General features: G+C 72.9%; 11 protein-coding genes. 8 read left to right on the top strand and 3 right to left on the bottom strand.

The window, feature by feature from the left end; genetic code table 11:
- Positions 1–34 precede the first annotated feature (34 nt).
- The 3 genes from ACZ67M_RS11355 to hflX all read left to right on the top strand — a co-directional run bounded on the left by ACZ67M_RS11355 (position 35) and on the right by hflX (position 5,563).
- On the top strand, positions 35–2,272 hold the full coding sequence (locus ACZ67M_RS11355; protein ID WP_361365804.1) for a RelA/SpoT family protein: 2,238 nt from the start codon (positions 35–37) through the stop codon (positions 2,270–2,272).
- Between the two features lie 75 nt (positions 2,273–2,347).
- Positions 2,348–3,922, top strand: coding sequence for a M1 family metallopeptidase (locus ACZ67M_RS11350; RefSeq protein WP_469850650.1), 1,575 nt, complete (start codon positions 2,348–2,350; stop codon positions 3,920–3,922).
- 147 nt (positions 3,923–4,069) lie between these two features.
- Complete coding sequence (hflX, locus tag ACZ67M_RS11345) at positions 4,070–5,563, top strand: GTPase HflX (protein WP_469850648.1); 1,494 nt, start codon at positions 4,070–4,072, stop codon at positions 5,561–5,563.
- 103 nt (positions 5,564–5,666) lie between these two features.
- Here the strand turns inward: hflX and ACZ67M_RS11340 are convergent, their stop codons facing one another.
- Together ACZ67M_RS11340 and ACZ67M_RS11335 are read right to left on the bottom strand one after the other, a co-directional pair.
- Complete coding sequence (locus ACZ67M_RS11340) at positions 5,667–6,869, bottom strand: trypsin-like serine peptidase (RefSeq protein ID WP_469850646.1); 1,203 nt, start codon at positions 6,867–6,869, stop codon at positions 5,667–5,669.
- A 65-nt stretch (positions 6,870–6,934) separates the two neighbouring features.
- Positions 6,935–8,161 (bottom strand): trypsin-like serine peptidase, encoded by a 1,227-nt coding sequence (locus ACZ67M_RS11335; protein WP_469850644.1) that lies wholly within the window; start codon positions 8,159–8,161, stop codon positions 6,935–6,937.
- Between the two features lie 296 nt (positions 8,162–8,457).
- On the opposite strand from ACZ67M_RS11335, the gene ACZ67M_RS11330 reads away from it, so the two are divergent.
- From ACZ67M_RS11330 to ACZ67M_RS11315, 4 genes are all read left to right on the top strand, one after another.
- Positions 8,458–9,780, top strand: coding sequence for an aminotransferase class III-fold pyridoxal phosphate-dependent enzyme (locus ACZ67M_RS11330; RefSeq protein ID WP_469850642.1), 1,323 nt, complete (start codon positions 8,458–8,460; stop codon positions 9,778–9,780).
- Between the two features lie 45 nt (positions 9,781–9,825).
- Positions 9,826–11,835: an IucA/IucC family protein gene (locus tag ACZ67M_RS11325; RefSeq protein WP_469850641.1), complete on the top strand. Its 2,010-nt coding sequence runs from the start codon at positions 9,826–9,828 to the stop codon at positions 11,833–11,835.
- Between the two features lie 95 nt (positions 11,836–11,930).
- Positions 11,931–12,587 (top strand): GNAT family N-acetyltransferase, encoded by a 657-nt coding sequence (locus tag ACZ67M_RS11320; protein WP_385798959.1) that lies wholly within the window; start codon positions 11,931–11,933, stop codon positions 12,585–12,587.
- 166 nt (positions 12,588–12,753) lie between these two features.
- Entirely contained in the window at positions 12,754–14,748 is a 1,995-nt protein-coding gene (locus ACZ67M_RS11315) for an ATP-dependent DNA helicase (protein ID WP_361365782.1), read from the top strand.
- A gap of 121 nt (positions 14,749–14,869) precedes the next feature.
- Here ACZ67M_RS11315 and lexA read toward each other — a convergent pair whose 3' ends face one another.
- A complete protein-coding gene (gene lexA / locus ACZ67M_RS11310) occupies positions 14,870–15,649 on the bottom strand; it encodes a transcriptional repressor LexA (protein WP_122618505.1) in 780 nt (259 codons plus the stop codon).
- 561 nt (positions 15,650–16,210) lie between these two features.
- Here lexA and nrdR point away from each other — a divergent pair.
- Positions 16,211–16,768: a transcriptional regulator NrdR gene (gene nrdR, locus ACZ67M_RS11305; protein WP_382810219.1), complete on the top strand. Its 558-nt coding sequence runs from the start codon at positions 16,211–16,213 to the stop codon at positions 16,766–16,768.
- The last annotated feature ends 166 nt before the right edge of the window (positions 16,769–16,934 follow it).

Raw genomic sequence — 16,934 nt, 5'->3', positions numbered from 1 at the left:
CCCCGTCCGCCGGTTTACGCAGCCGGAGGTGCCCATGAACGCGGAGGCCGTGAATCCAGCGAGCCCCGGCCCCGTGACGCCCGCGAGCGTCGGCCCCGTCGCGCCCGCGGCGGCCCGCAGAAAGGCCCGCCCCCGGATCGATCTGCGCCGCCTCGGCCGCGCCGCGCTGCTCGGCTCCACCGCCCGCGGCCGGCTGCCCGACGCCATCGGCCACGTCGTCGAGGCCCACCGCGCCCACCACCCCGACGCCGACCTCGACCCGCTGCGCCGCGCCTACGTGCTGGCCGAGTCCTCGCACCGCGGCCAGATGCGCAAGAGCGGCGAGCCGTACATCACCCACCCCCTCGCGGTGACCCTGATCCTCGCCGAACTCGGCGCGGAGACCACCACCCTGACCGCCTCGCTCCTGCACGACACCGTCGAGGACACCGACGTGACGCTCGATCAGGTCGGCGAGGAGTTCGGCGCCGAGGTCCGCTACCTCGTCGACGGCGTCACCAAGCTGGAGAAGGTCGACTACGGCGCCGCCGCCGAGCCCGAGACCTTCCGCAAGATGCTCCTCGCCACCGGCAACGACGTCCGCGTGATGTCGATCAAACTCGCCGACCGGCTGCACAACATGCGCACCCTCGGCGTGATGCGCCGCGAGAAACAGGAGCGCATCGCCAAGGTGACCCGGGACGTGCTCATCCCGCTCGCCGAACGGCTCGGCGTCCAGGCGCTCAAGTCCGAGCTGGAGGACCTCGTCTTCGCGGTCATGCACCCCGAGGAGTACGAGCACACGCGCGAACTGGTCGACGAGAACGCCGCCCGCGCGGACGACCCGCTGGCCGAGGTCGCCGAGGACGTCCGCAAGGTGCTGCGCGAGGCCGACATCAACGCCGAAGTCCTCATCCGGCCCCGCCACTTCGTCTCCCTGCACCGCGTCTCCCGCAAACGCGATCCACTCCGCGGCGCCGACTTCGGCCGCCTCCTGGTGCTCGTGCAGGAGGACGCCGACTGCTACGCCGTCCTCGGTGAACTGCACACCTGTATGACGCCCGTCGTCTCGGAGTTCAAGGACTTCATCGCCGTCCCGAAGTTCAACCTGTACCAGTCGCTGCACACCGCGGTGGCCCGCGCGCAGGACGGCCAGGTCGTCGAAGTCCTCATCCGCACCCACCAGATGCACAAGGTCGCCGAGGCGGGCGTCGTCGCGCTCGGCAACCCGTACGCCACGCCGCCGGAGGAGCAGACCGCGGGCGACGGCGAACGCGTCGACCCGACGCGCCCCGGCTGGCTCTCCCGGCTGCTCGACTGGCAGCGCGGCGCACCCGACCCCGACACCTTCTGGTCCACCCTGCGCGAGGACCTCGCCCAGGACCGCGAGATCACCGTCTTCCGCCCCGACGGCGGCACCCTCGGCCTCCCCGAGGGCGCCACCTGCGTCGACGCCGCCTACGCCCAGTACGGCGAGGACGCGCACGCCTGCATGGGCGCCCGGGTGAACGGCCGCCTGGCCACCATGAGCACGGTGCTGCGCGACGGCGACGGCGTGCAGCTCCTGATGGGCCAGGACCCCGCCTCCGAGCCCTCCAGCGACTGGCTGGAGCACGCCCACACGCCCGCCGCGCGGATCGCCATCCAGCGGCGCCTCGCCGCGCGTCCGGCGCCCACGTCCGCCGACCCGGAGACCGACCCGGAGACCGAGGCGGCGGCAGTGGCAGAGGCGGCGGTCCGGAACCAGGCCCGCGGCGCCGCTCCGGCCGACGACGCCCCCGCGCCCGCCCCGCGCCCGGCGGCCGACACGCCGGAGGTCCGTCCCGGCTCCGGAGCCGGTTCCCCCGACGTACTGGTCGACCTGCCGGGCGCGACGGTCCGCCTGGCCGGCTGTTGCACGCCCGTGCCGCCGGACCGGATCACCGGCTTCGCCGTCCGCGGGGGAGTGGTGACCGTGCACCGCGCGGAGTGCCCCGCCGTGGCCCGCATGACGAGCGCGGGGCGTCCCGAGGTCGGTGTGGGCTGGGGCGACAGCACCGAGTGCCGGGTCACGCTGCTCGCCGAATCGTTCGGCCGCCCGCACCTCCTGGCCGACCTCACCGAGGCCATGGCCCTCGAAGGCGCCGAGATCGTCTCGGCGACCGTCGAGCCCCCGGACCGCCAGCGGGTCCGCCACACCTACACCGTGCTGCTCCCGGACGCGGCCCGGCTGCCCGCCCTGATGCGCGCGATGCGCGACGTGGCCGGGGTGTACGACGTCAGCCGGTCCCAGCCGCAGCCCACCGGGGCCTGAGCGGGACGTACCCGTTCGGGTGCCCCGGGCGCGCGTCGTCGCCGCGGGGCACGCGCGCGCTGATAGCCGTGAGGGATGCCGTACACCCCTCACGCCCCTCGCGCCGTCCAGCCCCCGCGTCCACGGCCCCGCGTACGCTCCCGCCGCAGGCTCAGGGCGGCGGCGCTGCTCGCCTGCGCCGTCTCCGTCTGCCTGGTCGCCGCGAGCGCCCCGCCGGCCCCGCTCGGCGTCGGCGACCGCCTCTACCCGCACCTGGGAAACCCCGGCTACGACGTCGCGGCGTACGACCTCTCCTTCACCTACTCGGGCAGCAACACCAAGCCGCTGAAGGCCGTCACCACGATCGACGCCCGGACGACGGCCGACCTGGACCGGGTCAACCTCGACTTCGCCCACGGCAAGGTCGACTCGGTCGAGGTCGACGGCGAGCCCGCGGACTTCGCGACGGCCGGCGAGGACCTGGTCGTCACGCCCGCGGACGCCCTGGACGAGGGCGAGTGGACGCGGATCACCGTGCGGCACAGCAGCGATCCCGTGTACGCCGAGGACCGCCCGGGCGGCTGGGTGCGCACCGTCGACGGCCTCGCCATGGCCAACCAGGCCGACGTCGCCCACCTGGTCTTCCCCTGCAACGACCACCCCTCCGACAAGGCGAGCTTCACCTTCCGCGTCACCGCGCCCGACGGCCTCACCGCCGTCGCCAACGGCCTGCCGGCGGGCGTCGAGCGCACCGGCTCCTCGACCACCTGGACCTACCGGACCCAGCACCCCATGGCGACCGAGCTGGCCCAGGTGTCCATCGGCCGGTCCACGGTGCTGCACCGCACCGGCCCGCACGGACTGCCGGTACGGGACGTCGTGCCGACCAAGCACCGCGCGGCGCTCGAACCGTGGCTGCGGAAGACGCCGGACCAGATCGCCTGGATGGAGAAGAAGGTCGGGCGCTACCCCTTCGAGACCTACGGCCTCCTCATGGCCGACGCCACCACCGGCTTCGAGCTGGAGACCCAGACGCTCTCCCTCTTCGAGCGCGAACTGTTCACGGAGCCCGGCTACCCCGCGTGGTACGTCGAGTCGATCATGGTCCACGAGCTGGCCCACCAGTGGTTCGGCAACAGCGTCAGCCCGGGCACCTGGTCCGACCTGTGGCTCAACGAGGGGCACGCCACCTGGTACGAGGCGCTGTACGCGGAGGAGACCGCGGACAAGTCCATGGCGGCGCGCATGAAGGCCGCCTACGGCGCCTCCGACGGCTGGCGCGCCAAGGGAGGGCCCCCGGCCGCCCCCAAGCCGCCCGCCTCCGGCAGCAAGACCGGCATCTTCCGCGCCAACGTCTACGACGGTGCCGCGCTGGTGCTCTACGCGCTGCGCGAGGAGATCGGCCGGACCGCCTTCGAGCGCCTGGAGTCCGTCTGGGTCGACCGCCACCGGGACGCCAACGCCACCACCGCGGACTTCGTCCGGCTCGCCTCCGAGATCTCCGGCCGCGACCTCGGCGCCTTCTTCGAGGGCTGGCTGTACGGGGAGAAGACCCCGCCGATGCCCGGCCACCCGGACTGGAAGCCGACGGCCGCCGCCAAGGCGCCCGCGTCCCAGAAGGCCCACGGGTCCCACAAGGCCCATGGGTCCCAGAAGGCGCACGGCGAATAAGCCGGTGACGAGACGGCCCGTGCCGTGCGACCATCTTCGGGACGGCGCGGTACGGGCCCGCGGGAATCTCCCCGGCGGCTCGCGCGTTGTGCAGAATGTCGCGGCCGAAGTGCCGCGCGATTCCCATCCCAGCCACGTAAGGATCCAATGACCTCCTCTTCTTCCCCCTCCCAGGACACCAAGCGTCTCGCGCAGACCTATCCCGAGGGCCTCCGGGCCGATGCCCTGATGGAAGAGGACGTCGCCTGGAACCACGAGACCGGCTCGCAGTGGGACGGTGAGCAGTTCGACCGTTCCGACCGCGCGGCACTGCGCCGCGTCGCCGGCCTGTCCACCGAGCTCGAGGACGTCACCGAGGTCGAGTACCGCCAGCTCCGCCTGGAGCGGGTCGTCCTCGTCGGCGTGTGGACCTCGGGCACCGTGCAGGACGCGGAGAACTCGCTCGCCGAGCTGGCCGCCCTCGCCGAGACCGCCGGCGCGCTCGTGCTCGACGGCGTGATCCAGCGCCGCGACAAGCCCGACGCCGCGACGTACATCGGCTCCGGCAAGGCCGAGGAGCTGCGCGACGTCGTCCTCCACACCGGCGCCGACACCGTCATCTGCGACGGTGAGCTGAGCCCCGGACAGCTGATCCACCTCGAGGACGTCGTCAAGGTCAAGGTCATCGACCGTACGGCCCTGATCCTGGACATCTTCGCCCAGCACGCCAAGTCCCGAGAGGGCAAGGCGCAGGTGGCGCTCGCGCAGATGCAGTACATGCTGCCCAGGCTGCGCGGCTGGGGTCAGTCGCTGTCCCGTCAGATGGGCGGCGGCAAGGGCGGCGGCCTCGCCACCCGTGGCCCCGGTGAGACCAAGATCGAGACGGACCGGCGCCGGATCCGCGAGAAGATGGCGAAGATGCGCCGGGAGATCGCGGAGATGAAGACCGGCCGCGAGATCAAGCGCCAGGAGCGCAAGCGCCACAAGGTGCCCTCCGTCGCCATCGCGGGCTACACCAACGCCGGCAAGTCCTCGCTGCTCAACCGCCTCACGGGCGCGGGCGTGCTGGTGGAGAACGCCCTGTTCGCCACCCTTGACCCGACCGTGCGCCGCGCGGAGACGCCGAGCGGCCGGCTGTACACGCTGGCCGACACCGTCGGCTTCGTCCGGCACCTGCCGCACCACCTGGTCGAGGCGTTCCGCTCCACGATGGAGGAGGTCGGCGACTCCGACCTGATCCTCCACGTGGTCGACGGTTCGCACCCGGCCCCGGAGGAGCAGCTGGCCGCCGTGCGCGAGGTGATCAGGGACGTCGGCGCCACCGACGTACCCGAGATCGTCGTGGTCAACAAGGCCGACATGGCCGACCCGCTGGTGCTCCAGCGGCTGCTGCGGGTCGAGAAGCGGGCCATCGCCGTCTCGGCACGCACCGGCCGGAACATCGACCAGCTGATCGCGTTGATCGACAACGAGCTGCCGCGTCCCTCGGTCGAGATCGAGGCGCTCGTGCCGTACACCCACGGCAAGCTGGTCGCCCGCGCCCATGACGAGGGCGAGGTGATCTCCGAGGAGCACACCGCGGAGGGCACCCTGCTCAAGGTGCGGGTGCACGAGGAGCTGGCGGCGGAACTGACGCCGTACGCTCCGGCGCCCGCGCTCTGAGCCGAGCGCCCCAGCGCCCGCAAGCGCGAGAAGGCCCGCCCCCGCACATCGCGGGGGCGGGCCTTCGGCCTGCCGGGAGCACAGCCCACGGCAGGCCGCGCGGTCACTGGCCGCCGTACGTCTTGCTCATGTTCTGGTACATCGACTGGGCCTCCGGGCCCAGCTGCGGACCCGCCAGCCAGGTGTTCTCCAGCGGGCCGATCGAGGTGTTCGAGACCAGCTTGGTCTCGCCGTCCACCACCCGGAACCAGCCGCCGCCCGACGAACCGCCGGTCATGGTGCAGCCGATGCGGTACATCGTCGGCAGCGACGGGCTCAGCGAGAGCCGGCCGGGCCGGTCGAGGCACTTGAACATCTTCAGCCCGTTGTACGGCGCCGCGGCCGGGTAGCCCCAGGCCCCCATGCTGGGAACCTCGGTCGCGGAGGGGGCGGAGAAGTCCACCTCCAGCGCGGCACCGACCGTCTCCTCCAGGGACTTGCTCCCCTGCTCGGGCTTCACGTGCAGCACGGAGTAGTCGTACGCGGCCCCGTCGCCGCCGTTCTCCGAACCACCCTGGATCCACTGGTTCGAGGTCGACGCCCAGTTCGCCCACCAGGTGCCGTACGGCGCCATCTCGGTGGTGGTCGCGTCGGCCAGCTGCGCCTCGGACTTGCCGAGGTCGTTGTAGGACGGCACGAAGGCGATGTTGCGGTACCAGCCGCCGCTGCCGCCGGCGTGCACGCAGTGGCCCGCCGTCCACACCAGGTTGGACTTGCCCGGGTGGTTGACGTCCTTGATGACGGTGCCCGAGCAGACCATCGAACCCTCGGGCGAGTCGAAGAAGACCTTGCCCACCGGGGCGGCGTTGTCGTGGTACGGCGTCTTCTCGGCGACGGCCTCCACCGGGGCCGGCTCGGGATCGGTGGCGCCCTGGTCGGCGGAGGCGTCCTTGGTGGTGACCGTCTTGTCGGCCTCCTTCGCCGACTTCATCCGGTCAGGCTTCCACAGGCCCTCGATCATCGGATTGACGAAGTCCTTGGCCTCGGTGAGCCACTTGTCCCTGTCCCAGTTCTTCCAGCCGCCGTCCTTCCACCGGTCGACGTCGATGCCCTGCTCCTTGAGCCGGTCCGCGACACCGGCGGGCAGACCGCCCTCGCCGCCACCGGCGTCGGCGGCCTGGGACGCGCCACCGGCGGGTTCGGCGTCGGCCTTGTCCTTCTCCGAGCCGCCACAGGCGGTGAGTGTCAGCGCGGTGACGAGACCGGCGGCGACGAGTGCGGTGCGCCGCGCGCGACGTGGCGCGGCGGACCTGGGTGTGGAACGCATGCTGGGACGACCCCCGTTGGAACGTGTGTGAGTGAACTTGATTCAGCGCGGTGTACGGGCGGCGCTCACTGGCCGGCGAACTTGCCGCTCACCGCGTCGAGCACGCCCTTGGCGCCCTTGTCCAGCCGCGGACCGGCCAGCCAGCCCGCCGTCACCGGACCGATCGAGGTGTTGGACACCAGCGCCGGCTTGCCGTCGGAGCCGGTCGCGACCCAGCCGCCGCCGGACGAGCCGCCGGTCATGGTGCAGCCGATGCGGTACATCGTCGGGTCGGCGGCGTTGATGGACAGCCGCCCGGGCTTGTCCTGGCACTGGTACAGCTTCTGGCCGTCGTACGGCGGCGCGGCCGGGTAGCCGGTCGCCTCGATGCTCTCGACCTCGGGCACCGCGGGCGCGTCGAAGTCGACCGGCAGCGCCGCGCCGACCGTCTCCTCCAGCGACTTGCCGCCGCTGCCCTTCTCCGGCGTCACATGGATGACGGCGTAGTCGTACGGGGCCCCGTCACCGCCCGTCGCACCGCCCTGCTCGATCCACTGGTCCGAGGTCTGCGCCCAGTCGCCCCACCAGACGCCGTACGGAGCGACCTCCTCCTTGGTGGCGTTCTGCAGCTGCTCGGCCGACTTGCCGGCGTCGTTGTACGACGGCACGAAGGCGATGTTGCGGTACCAGCCGCCCTTCTTGCCGGCGTGCACACAGTGGCCCGCCGTCCAGACCAGGTTGGACTTGCCGGGGTTGGCCGGGTCCTCGACCACGGTCGCCGAGCAGACCATGGAGCCCTGGGGGGAGTCGAAGAGCACCTTGCCCGCGGTGGCGGCGTTGTCGTGGTACTTGGGCTCGACGGCCCGCGCCTCGACGGGCGCCGGCTCCGGGTCGGTGACGCCCTGGTCACCCGAGAGGTCGTTCTCGTCGACCTCCTTGCCCGGCTCCTCGGCGTCCCGCATGCGGTCCGGGTCCCACAGGCCCGCGATGATCGGGTTGACGTAGTCCTGCGCCTCGCGCAGCCAGTCGTCCTTGCTCCAGTCCCGCCAGGCGCCGTTCTTCCAGTCGTCGACGTCGATCCCGCGTTCCTTGAGCTTGTCCTTGATGTGGTCCGGGATCCGGATCCCGCCGTTGCCGTCCTCCGCGGCCGTCGCGGAGGCGGAGGCGTCGCCGCCCGCCTCCGGGTCCCCGGACTCGCACGCCGTGGCGGTGAGCGCGAGCGCGGAGACGAGCGCCACGGCGGCCGCGGAGGAGCTCCCGCGCCGTCCGCGCCCCTTTCCGCGCATGCTGAACGACGGACGTATGGATCGCATGGTGTCGACTCCCCCTGCTGTGAACGAACGTGGTGCCGCGCCGGTCGCCCCGCTGCCCCGGCCCGGTCTCCCGGACCTCCCGAACTCCGCGGAGCGGCGGCGACCTGGAACGGGACCACACACTATGCGCCGCCTGTGGGGGAGTTCCGACGGAACGGCAACGGTTCGGACACAGCCGCCCGGCCGGCAAGGATCTTCGGGCAACCCGTAACCCCCGGCACGCGCCGCGGTTGCTAGCGGTGGGGGTCCGCCGTCGACGGATCGCGTCCGGACAGCGGGAGGTGGGGGAGGCCGTGATGGGTTCCGCGTACGAGGTGAGCGCGGCCGGCGGCGGCAGCGCCGTGCGCTCGTGTGCCCGGTCCGCGGAAGGGGGCGGAATCGGGGGCTGGGGCTGGGGCGGGGGCGCTCCGAGGCGTCAGCCGGCGCGCGAGACCGCGGCGCGTACCTATGCGCGCGCCCTGCCGGTGGTGCCCGTGCGGGCCCGGGGGCTGACCATCGAGGACGCCGACGGCCGCCGCTACCTCGACTGTTCCTCGGGAGCGGGGTCGCTGGCCCTCGGGCACAACCATCCCGTCGTGCTGGAGGCGATCCGCAGGGTTCTCGACTCGGGCGCGCCCTTGCAGGTCATGGGCCTCACCACCCCGGTCGAGGACGCCTTCGTCACCGAACTGCTGCGCACCCTGCCGCCCGGCCTCGCCGACTACGCGCGCGTGCGCTTCTGCGGTCCGGGCGGAACCGACCCGGTCGCCACCGCCGTCGACCTCGTCCGCACCGCCACCGGCCGGACCCGCGTCCTCACCCTCACCGGCGCCCACCACGCGGCGGACGCCACGGCATGCTGCCCGGCCGACGCCGGTGAATCGCCCGCCGGAGTACTCCTCGAACCGGTACGTGGCGAGGACGGCGTCCTGCCCGCCCCCGACCCCTGGCTGCGCGACCTGCGGCGGATCACGGCCGAAGGGTCCGTGCCGCTCATCGCCGACGAGACCGAGACGGGCGTCGGCCGGACCGGTGCCTTCTGGGCGGTGGAGCACAGCGGAGTCACCCCCGACGTGCTGGTCCTCTCCAAGGCGATCGGTGGCAGCCTGCCGCTGGCCGCGGTGGTCCACCGGGCCGACCTGGACGGCGCACACGCCCCGGGACCCGGGGCCGCCGCCTTCCGCGGCAACCAACTCGCCCTGGCCGCGGGCGCGGCCACCCTCGCCCATGTCCGCGAGCACCGCCTCGCCGCGCACGCCGCCGCCCTGGGGGACCGGATACTGTCCCGACTGCGCGTCCTGGCCGAGGAGTTCGCGTGCGTCGGGGCCGTGCGCGGGCGCGGACTCATGATCGGCATGGAACTGACGGCGCCGGGCGGTGGGCGCGAGACACCCGGCCGCGACGGGCGCCGGGACGCCGCCGGCGAACTCGCCGCCGCCGTTCAACGGGAGTGCCTGCGCCGCGGGTTGATCGTGGACCTGACCGGTCCGGCCAGGAACGTCGTACGACTGCTCCCGCCCCTGATCGTCACCGAGGAGCAGACGTCGGCGGTCCTGGAGCGCCTCGCCGACGCCGTGCAGACGGTGGAACGGGGCCGTGGCGACCACGGCCCGCCCCACCGGCCGCGCGAGGCGCGCTGAGACCGAGACCGTCCGCACCCACTCCCGTACGTCACGAGGACCGCGTTGCACACCACCCCCACACCCGAGCCGACCGGCACCCGCCCGCGCGCCACCGCACCGACGGCCCTCGCCGCGAGGACGGTCCCCGCTCCGAGACCGGCGACCGCCGCGGTTCCGGCGGCGCCTGCTGTTGTGCCAACGCCTGTTGTGCAAGCGCCTGGTGTGCCGCCGACGCCTGGTGTGCCGGCAACGCCTGATGTGCCGCCCGCGCGTGGTGTGCCGACAGCGCCTGATGTCCCGCTGCCGGGCGACCACGCCGTGGCCCAGGCGGCCACCGTCGAGAACCTGCTCCGCTGCTGGGTCCGCGAGGCCGGCCTGGAGGTTCCGGACGACGGCGTCCTCCACATCCCGCTCCCCGCCTCCGGCTCCGCCCTGGCCGTTCCCGTCCGCTACCGGTCCCCCACCGGACACCACCGCTTCGGTCTCCCGCGGCCGGCCGGCGCCCCGGCCTCGGCGCCGCCCGTGGACGCGGTCGCGCTCGCCGCGCTGCTCGCGCGGGAGTCGTCCGGCGACCCCGGACCCGACGGCACCGACCTCGTCGCGCGCGTGGCCGACTCCGTCCGCCGCACCGCCGTATTCCTCCGCGACCGCGAGGCACGCCCCGACGGCGGCTCTCCGGCCGAAGCCGGCCCCGACCTGTTCCTCGCCGCCGAGCAGGCGCTCCTCCTGGGGCACCCGCTCCATCCCACCCCCAAGAGCCGTGAGGGCCTCACCGAGGCGGAGGCCCGGCGGTACTCACCCGAGCTGCGCGGCTCCTTCCCCTTGCACTGGGTGGCCGTCGCCCCGTCCCTCCTCGCCACCGACTCGGCCTGGACCGAGCGCGGCCGCCGGGTCACGGCGCCCGACCTCACCGCCCGCCTGGCGGGGGACGGGCCGGTGCCGCCGGACGGATACGCGCTCCTGCCCCTGCACCCCTGGCAGTTCCGCGCCGTACAGCACCGCCCCGGGACCGCCGCGCTGCTGGACGCCGGGCTGCTCAGGGACCTCGGTGCCGGGGGTGCTCCCTGGCATCCCACATCCTCGCTGCGGACCGTCCACCGCACCGGCGCGCCCGCCATGCTGAAGCTCTCGCTGGCCCTGCACGTCACCAACTCCCGGCGCGAGAACCTCCGCAAGGAACTCCACCGCGGCGTCGAGGTCCACCGGCTGCTGCGTGGCGGACTGTCCCGCCAGTGGCAGGCCGTCCACCCGGACTTCGACATCGTCCGTGACCCGGCCTGGCTCGCCGTCGACGGACCGGACGGCGGTCCCGAGCGCGGACTCGACGTGGTCGTGCGGCACAACCCCTTCCGGGCCTCGGACGACGTGGCCTGCGTGGCCGGCCTCGTCGCGCCGCGGCCGCACGCGCGGGTGGACGGTTCCGGCGGGCCGGAGGACAACGACGCCGACGCCCCCGGCTCCCGGCTTGCCGGTCTCGTCACCCGACTCGCCCGGCGGACCGGCCGCACGCGCGGGGCCGTCGCCGCCGAGTGGTTCCTGCGCTACCTCCACCACGTCGTACGTCCCGTCCTGTGGCTGGACGCGCACGCGGGGATCGCCCTGGAGGCGCACCAGCAGAACACGCTCCTGCTGCTGGACGCCGACGGCTGGCCCGCCGGCGGCCGCTACCGCGACAACCAGGGTTACTACTTCCGGGAGTCCCACCGCGCGGCACTCGACGCCCGGCTGCCCGGCATCGGCGAGCGGAGCGACACGTTCGTCGCCGACGCCGTCACCGACGAACGGTTCGCGTACTACCTCGCGGTGAACAACGTGTTCGGGCTCATCGGTGCCTTCGGCTCCCAGCGCCTCGCCGACGAGTCACTGCTGCTCGCGGCCTTCCGACGGTTCCTGAGCGGGTCGGCCGCGGGTTCCGCCCCGCCGGGCGGCTCACTTCCGGCGCGGCTGCTCGACTCGCCGGTCCTGCGCTGCAAGGCGAACCTCCTGACCCGGCTGCGCGGACTCGACGAACTCGTCGGCCCGGTGGACACCCAGTCCGTCTACGTCACCATCGCCAACCCGCTGCGCGCCTGAGCGGGGCGCCGTTCCCGACTCCAGCCCTCCAGCCCATCCAGCCCATCCGTCCCTTCCGTCCCCTCCGTCCCCTCCGTCCCCGAAGGAGCGAACCCTTGGTTTCCACCGACGCGAGCGCCGAGGACACCCTCGACCTGCACCTTCCCGCGGAGTTCGTCGCCCTCTACGGGAGGCCGGGGGACGACCTGCTCGGCCGGGTCGCCGACTGGGGCCCGGCCGACACGCCCGCGGGCGTGTTCCACCTGGAGCCCGTCCACGCCGAGCGGGACGTTCCGCTCATCGCCCGCTGGATGAACGACCCCGCCGTCGCCGCGTACTGGGAACTGACCGGGCCGCCGAGCGTGACGGAGGACCACGTGAGGGCACAGCTCACCGGCGACGGACGCAGCGTCCCGTGCCTGGGCGTGCTCGACGGTGTGCCGATGAGCTACTGGGAGATCTACCGGGCCGACCTCGATCCGCTGGCCCGGCACTGTCCCGTCCGGCCGCAGGACACCGGCCTCCACCTCCTGATCGGCGACGGCGCCGACCGCGGGCAGGGCATCGGGACCACGCTCATCCGGGCCGTCACCGACCTCGTCCTCGCCGCACGGCCCGCCTGCACGCGGGTCCTCGCCGAACCCGACGTCCGCAACGCGCCCTCCGTCGCGGCGTTCCTCGGCGCCGGGTACCGGTACTCCGCCGAGGTCGACCTGCCCGCCAAGCGGGCCGCCCTCATGATCCGCGAACGGGAGCCGCGCGTGGCACCGTGAAGCGCGGACCCGCCCCCCTGGGGCCGCATCCCCCCGTCGGCCAGTCGTCCGTCCCGGAGACACTCTTGCCCCATCCGTCCCCCCAGTCCCCTGCATCGCCTCTCCCGTCCCTCGAACCCGCCTTGCCCGCCCGATTGTCAGTGCCGGGTCGTAGGGTGGTCGCGCTATGACGAAGCCCTCACTCCCCGAACTCCTGCACGCCGCCGTCACCGCCGTCGGCGGCACGGAGCGTCCCGGCCAGGTGGCCATGGCCGAAGCCGTCGAGGAAGCCATCGACAGCGGCGATCATCTGCTGGTCCAGGCCGGCACCGGCACCGGAAAGTCCCTGGGCTACCTGGTGCCCGCGCTGGCGCACGGGGAGCGGGTCGTCGTGGCCACCGCGACGCTGGCCCTCCAGCGCCAGCTGGTCGAGCGCGACCTGCCCCGCACGGTCGACGCGCTCCACCCCCAGCTGCGCCGCCGCCCGGAGTTCGCGATGCTCAAGGGCCGGTCGAACTACCTGTGCCTGCACCGGCTGCACGAGGGCGCCCCGCAGGACGAGGAGGAGGGCCTCTTCGACCAGTTCGAGGCCGCCGCCCCCACCAGCAAGCTGGGCCAGGACCTGCTGCGGATGCGCGACTGGGCCGACGAGACCGAGACCGGCGACCGCGACAACCTCACGCCGGGCGTCTCCGACCGGGCCTGGTCGCAGGTGTCGGTCTCCTCCCGGGAGTGTCTGGGCGCCACGAAGTGCGCCTACGGCGCCGAGTGCTTCGCCGAGATGGCCCGCGAGCGTGCCAAGCTCTCCGACGTCGTCGTCACCAATCACGCCCTGCTCGCGATCGACGCCATCGAGGGTGCCCCCGTCCTGCCGCAGCACGAGGTGCTGATCGTCGACGAGGCGCACGAGCTGGTCTCCCGCGTCACCGGCGTCGCCACCGGCGAGCTGACCCCCGGCCAGGTCAACCGAGCCGTGCGCCGCGCCGCGAAGCTGGCCAACGAGAAGGCCGCCGACCAGCTCCAGACGGCCGCCGAGGGCTTCGAGCGGCTGATGGAGCTGGCACTGCCGGGCCGCCTGGAGGAGATCCCGGAGGACCTCGGCTACGCCCTGATGGCACTGCGTGACGCCTGCCGCACGGTCATCTCGGCCATCGGCGCCACCCGCGACAAGTCCGTGCAGGACGAGGACGCGGTCCGCAAGCAGGCCCTGGCCTCGGTCGAGGCCGTGCACGACGTCGCGGAGCGCATTACGAACGGCTCCGAGTGGGACGTCGTCTGGTACGAGCGGCACGACAGGTTCGGGGCCTCGCTGCGGGTCGCGCCGATGTCGGTCGCGGGCCTGCTGCGCGAGAAGCTCTTCACCGACCGCTCGGTCGTCCTGACTTCGGCGACCCTGAAGCTGGGCGGGGACTTCAACGGGGTCGGGGCCTCCCTCGGCCTCGCACCCGAGGGCACCGAGGGCGACGACGTGCCCCAGTGGAAGGGCGTCGACGTCGGCTCGCCCTTCGACTACCGCAAGCAGGGCATCCTCTACGTCGCCAAGCACCTGGCCCGCCCCGCGCGCGACGGCGACCGGGGCGACATGCTCGACGAGCTGACGGAGCTGATCCAGGCCGCGGGCGGCCGCACCCTGGGCCTGTTCTCCTCGATGCGCGCCGCCCAGCTGGCCGCCGAGGAACTGCGCTCCCGCATTCCGGAGTACCCGATCCTCCTCCAGGGCGAGGAGACCCTGGGCGAGCTGATCAAGAACTTCGCGGCCGACCCCGCGACCTGCCTGTTCGGCACCCTGTCGCTGTGGCAGGGCGTCGACGTGCCCGGCCCCAGCTGCCAGCTGGTCGTCATGGACAAGATCCCCTTCCCGCGTCCGGACGACCCGCTGATGAGCGCGCGCCAGAAGGCGGTGGAGGAGGCCGGGGGCAACGGCTTCATGGCGGTCGCCGCCACCCACGCCGCCCTGCTGATGGCGCAGGGCGCGGGCCGGCTCGTGCGGGCGTCGGGCGATCGCGGCGTGGTCGCCGTACTGGACCAGCGGCTGGCGACGGCCCGGTACGGAAGCTATCTGAAGGCGTCCCTGCCCGACTTCTGGTTCACCACCGACCGCAATCAGGTCCGCAGGTCCCTCGCCGCCATCGACGCGAAGGCACGCGAGACGGAGGGCGCTCAGGAGACGGAGGGCGCCTGAGCACCGGCCTCGCACAGCGCGCGGGTCCCGCACAGCGCTGGGCCCCGGAACCGGCGCAGAGGTTCCGGGGCCCGGTCGGGTCGGCGGGCCACCGTCCCGGTGTGCCCGCCCGCCGTGGCGCTCAGACGCGACGCAGTACGGCCACCACCTTGCCGAGGATGGTCGCGTCGTCACCGGGGATCGGCTCGTAGGCCGAGTTGTGCGGGAGCAGCCAGACGTGGCCGTCCTCGCGCTTGAAGCGCTTGACGGTGGCCTCGCCGTCGAGCATCGCGGCGACGATGTCGCCGTTCTCGGCGACCGGCTGGCGGCGGACCGTGACCCAGTCGCCGTCGCAGATGGCGGCCTCGATCATCGAGTCGCCGACGACCTTGAGGACGAACAGCTCGCCGTCACCGACCAGCTGCCGGGGGAGCGGGAAGACGTCCTCGACGGACTCCTCGGCGAGGATCGGGCCACCGGCGGCGATGCGGCCGACGAGCGGGACGTACGACGCGGCCGGCTTCCCCGCGGTGTCCGTCGGCTGCACGCTGGCGGCCTGGTCGGAGCCGCGCACCTCGTAGGCGCGCGGGCGGTGCGGGTCGCGGCGCAGGAAGCCCTTGCGCTCCAGTGCCATCAGCTGGTGCGCGACGGAGGAGGTGCTGGAGAGGCCGACGGCCTGCCCGATCTCCCGCATCGACGGCGGGTATCCACGACGCTGCACGGAGTCGCGGATGACCTCGATCACCCGGCGCTGGCGGTCGGTGAGCCCCGAGCTGTCCGCCCGGATGCCGGGAGGTCGGCCCGGTAGGGAGCGCTTGTGTCCCTCGGGGTTCGCGGCGTCGCTCATCGCGTGCGCCGGCTCAGGTCGGCCCTGGGGGCGGTCCTGGCCAGTGATGGTGGCACTGTCGGCGGTGGTGGTCACGTCGGCCCCTCTCGATGGTCTCCCTGCTGCACAACGGTAGTAGCTTTCGAAAGGTTGCGCCAAACACACGTTCGAGTGAAAAAACGCGAATCGCTCGCTCGTCCTGCGTGTCTGGGTGTATGGCTACCGCGGTGGCCTACGGGCAAAAACGCAACAAAAGGGCACATTGCTGTACTCTTCACCGCCGTGGTGACAACCTCGGCGATGTCGCCCCAGTCTGCCATCCGGCAGCCCGTTCGACGGGGTGGGGCCCGCATCTGTTGCGGTAGTCCCACGTCCCCTCCGCGCGGTGCCCACGCTATCTCCGCATGCCTCCCGGCGATACGGCCGTACGGGTGCGCGGGGCGCGGGCGGGCCTGTGCGTAGGGAGACGACATGCGTGCGGGGCGTGTTTGTATGCGCCAATCCCCACATCTAGTGGTTGGATTGCAACAGCAGCCCATAAGTTGTGGTCCCCCGGGTCTTCGGGCCCGCCGAGATCGCCTATGCTGGGGGCTGCTTCGAGGGGCCTGAAGGGCCTTTCGAGGCTATGGAGTCTGCTGTGAGGAGGGTTCGGAAGCCATGCACTGTCCCTTCTGCAGGCACCCCGACAGCCGTGTCGTCGACAGCCGTACGACCGACGACGGCACGTCGATCCGCAGGCGCCGCCAGTGCCCTGACTGCTCCCGTCGGTTCACGACCGTGGAGACGTGCTCGCTCATGGTGGTGAAGCGGTCCGGGGTTACCGAACCGTTCAGCCGCACCAAGATCATCAACGGTGTGCGCAAGGCCTGTCAGGGCCGGCCCGTCACCGAGGACGCGCTCGCCCAGCTCGGCCAGCGGGTCGAGGAGGCGGTGCGGGCCACGGGAAGCGCCGAGCTGACCACCCACGACGTCGGGCTGGCCATACTCGGCCCGTTGCAGGAGCTCGACCTCGTCGCCTATCTGCGATTCGCCTCCGTCTACCGGGCGTTCAACTCGCTCGACGACTTCGAGGCCGCGATCGCGGAACTGAGGGAGGCGACGGGGCAGCCCGGCGACGACGGCGACGGGGCCGTCGAGGGGAGCCGGGAGAACGAGAAGGACCGCGGGTCCACGGGGGCCGCACAGGTCCCCGAGCCCGCGGGCGCCGCCGACTGACCGGTCGGCCGGACCCGGTTTCGGCGCCAGGGCCCGGCCGGACGGCGGCGCGTCACAAAGACCTGCCGGGGACGCAGTGAGAGATGTCCTCGGCAACAGACAGAAACACCGTGCTGCGGGAACAAACGCGGCACTTCAGGGCGTTTTCGCCCGTACAGGGAGGCGG

This window comes from Streptomyces sp. NPDC107500 (assembly GCF_055582785.1).
The sequence above is the reverse complement of the archived record's forward strand: the minus strand, read 5'-3'. Positions and strand labels throughout refer to the sequence as shown.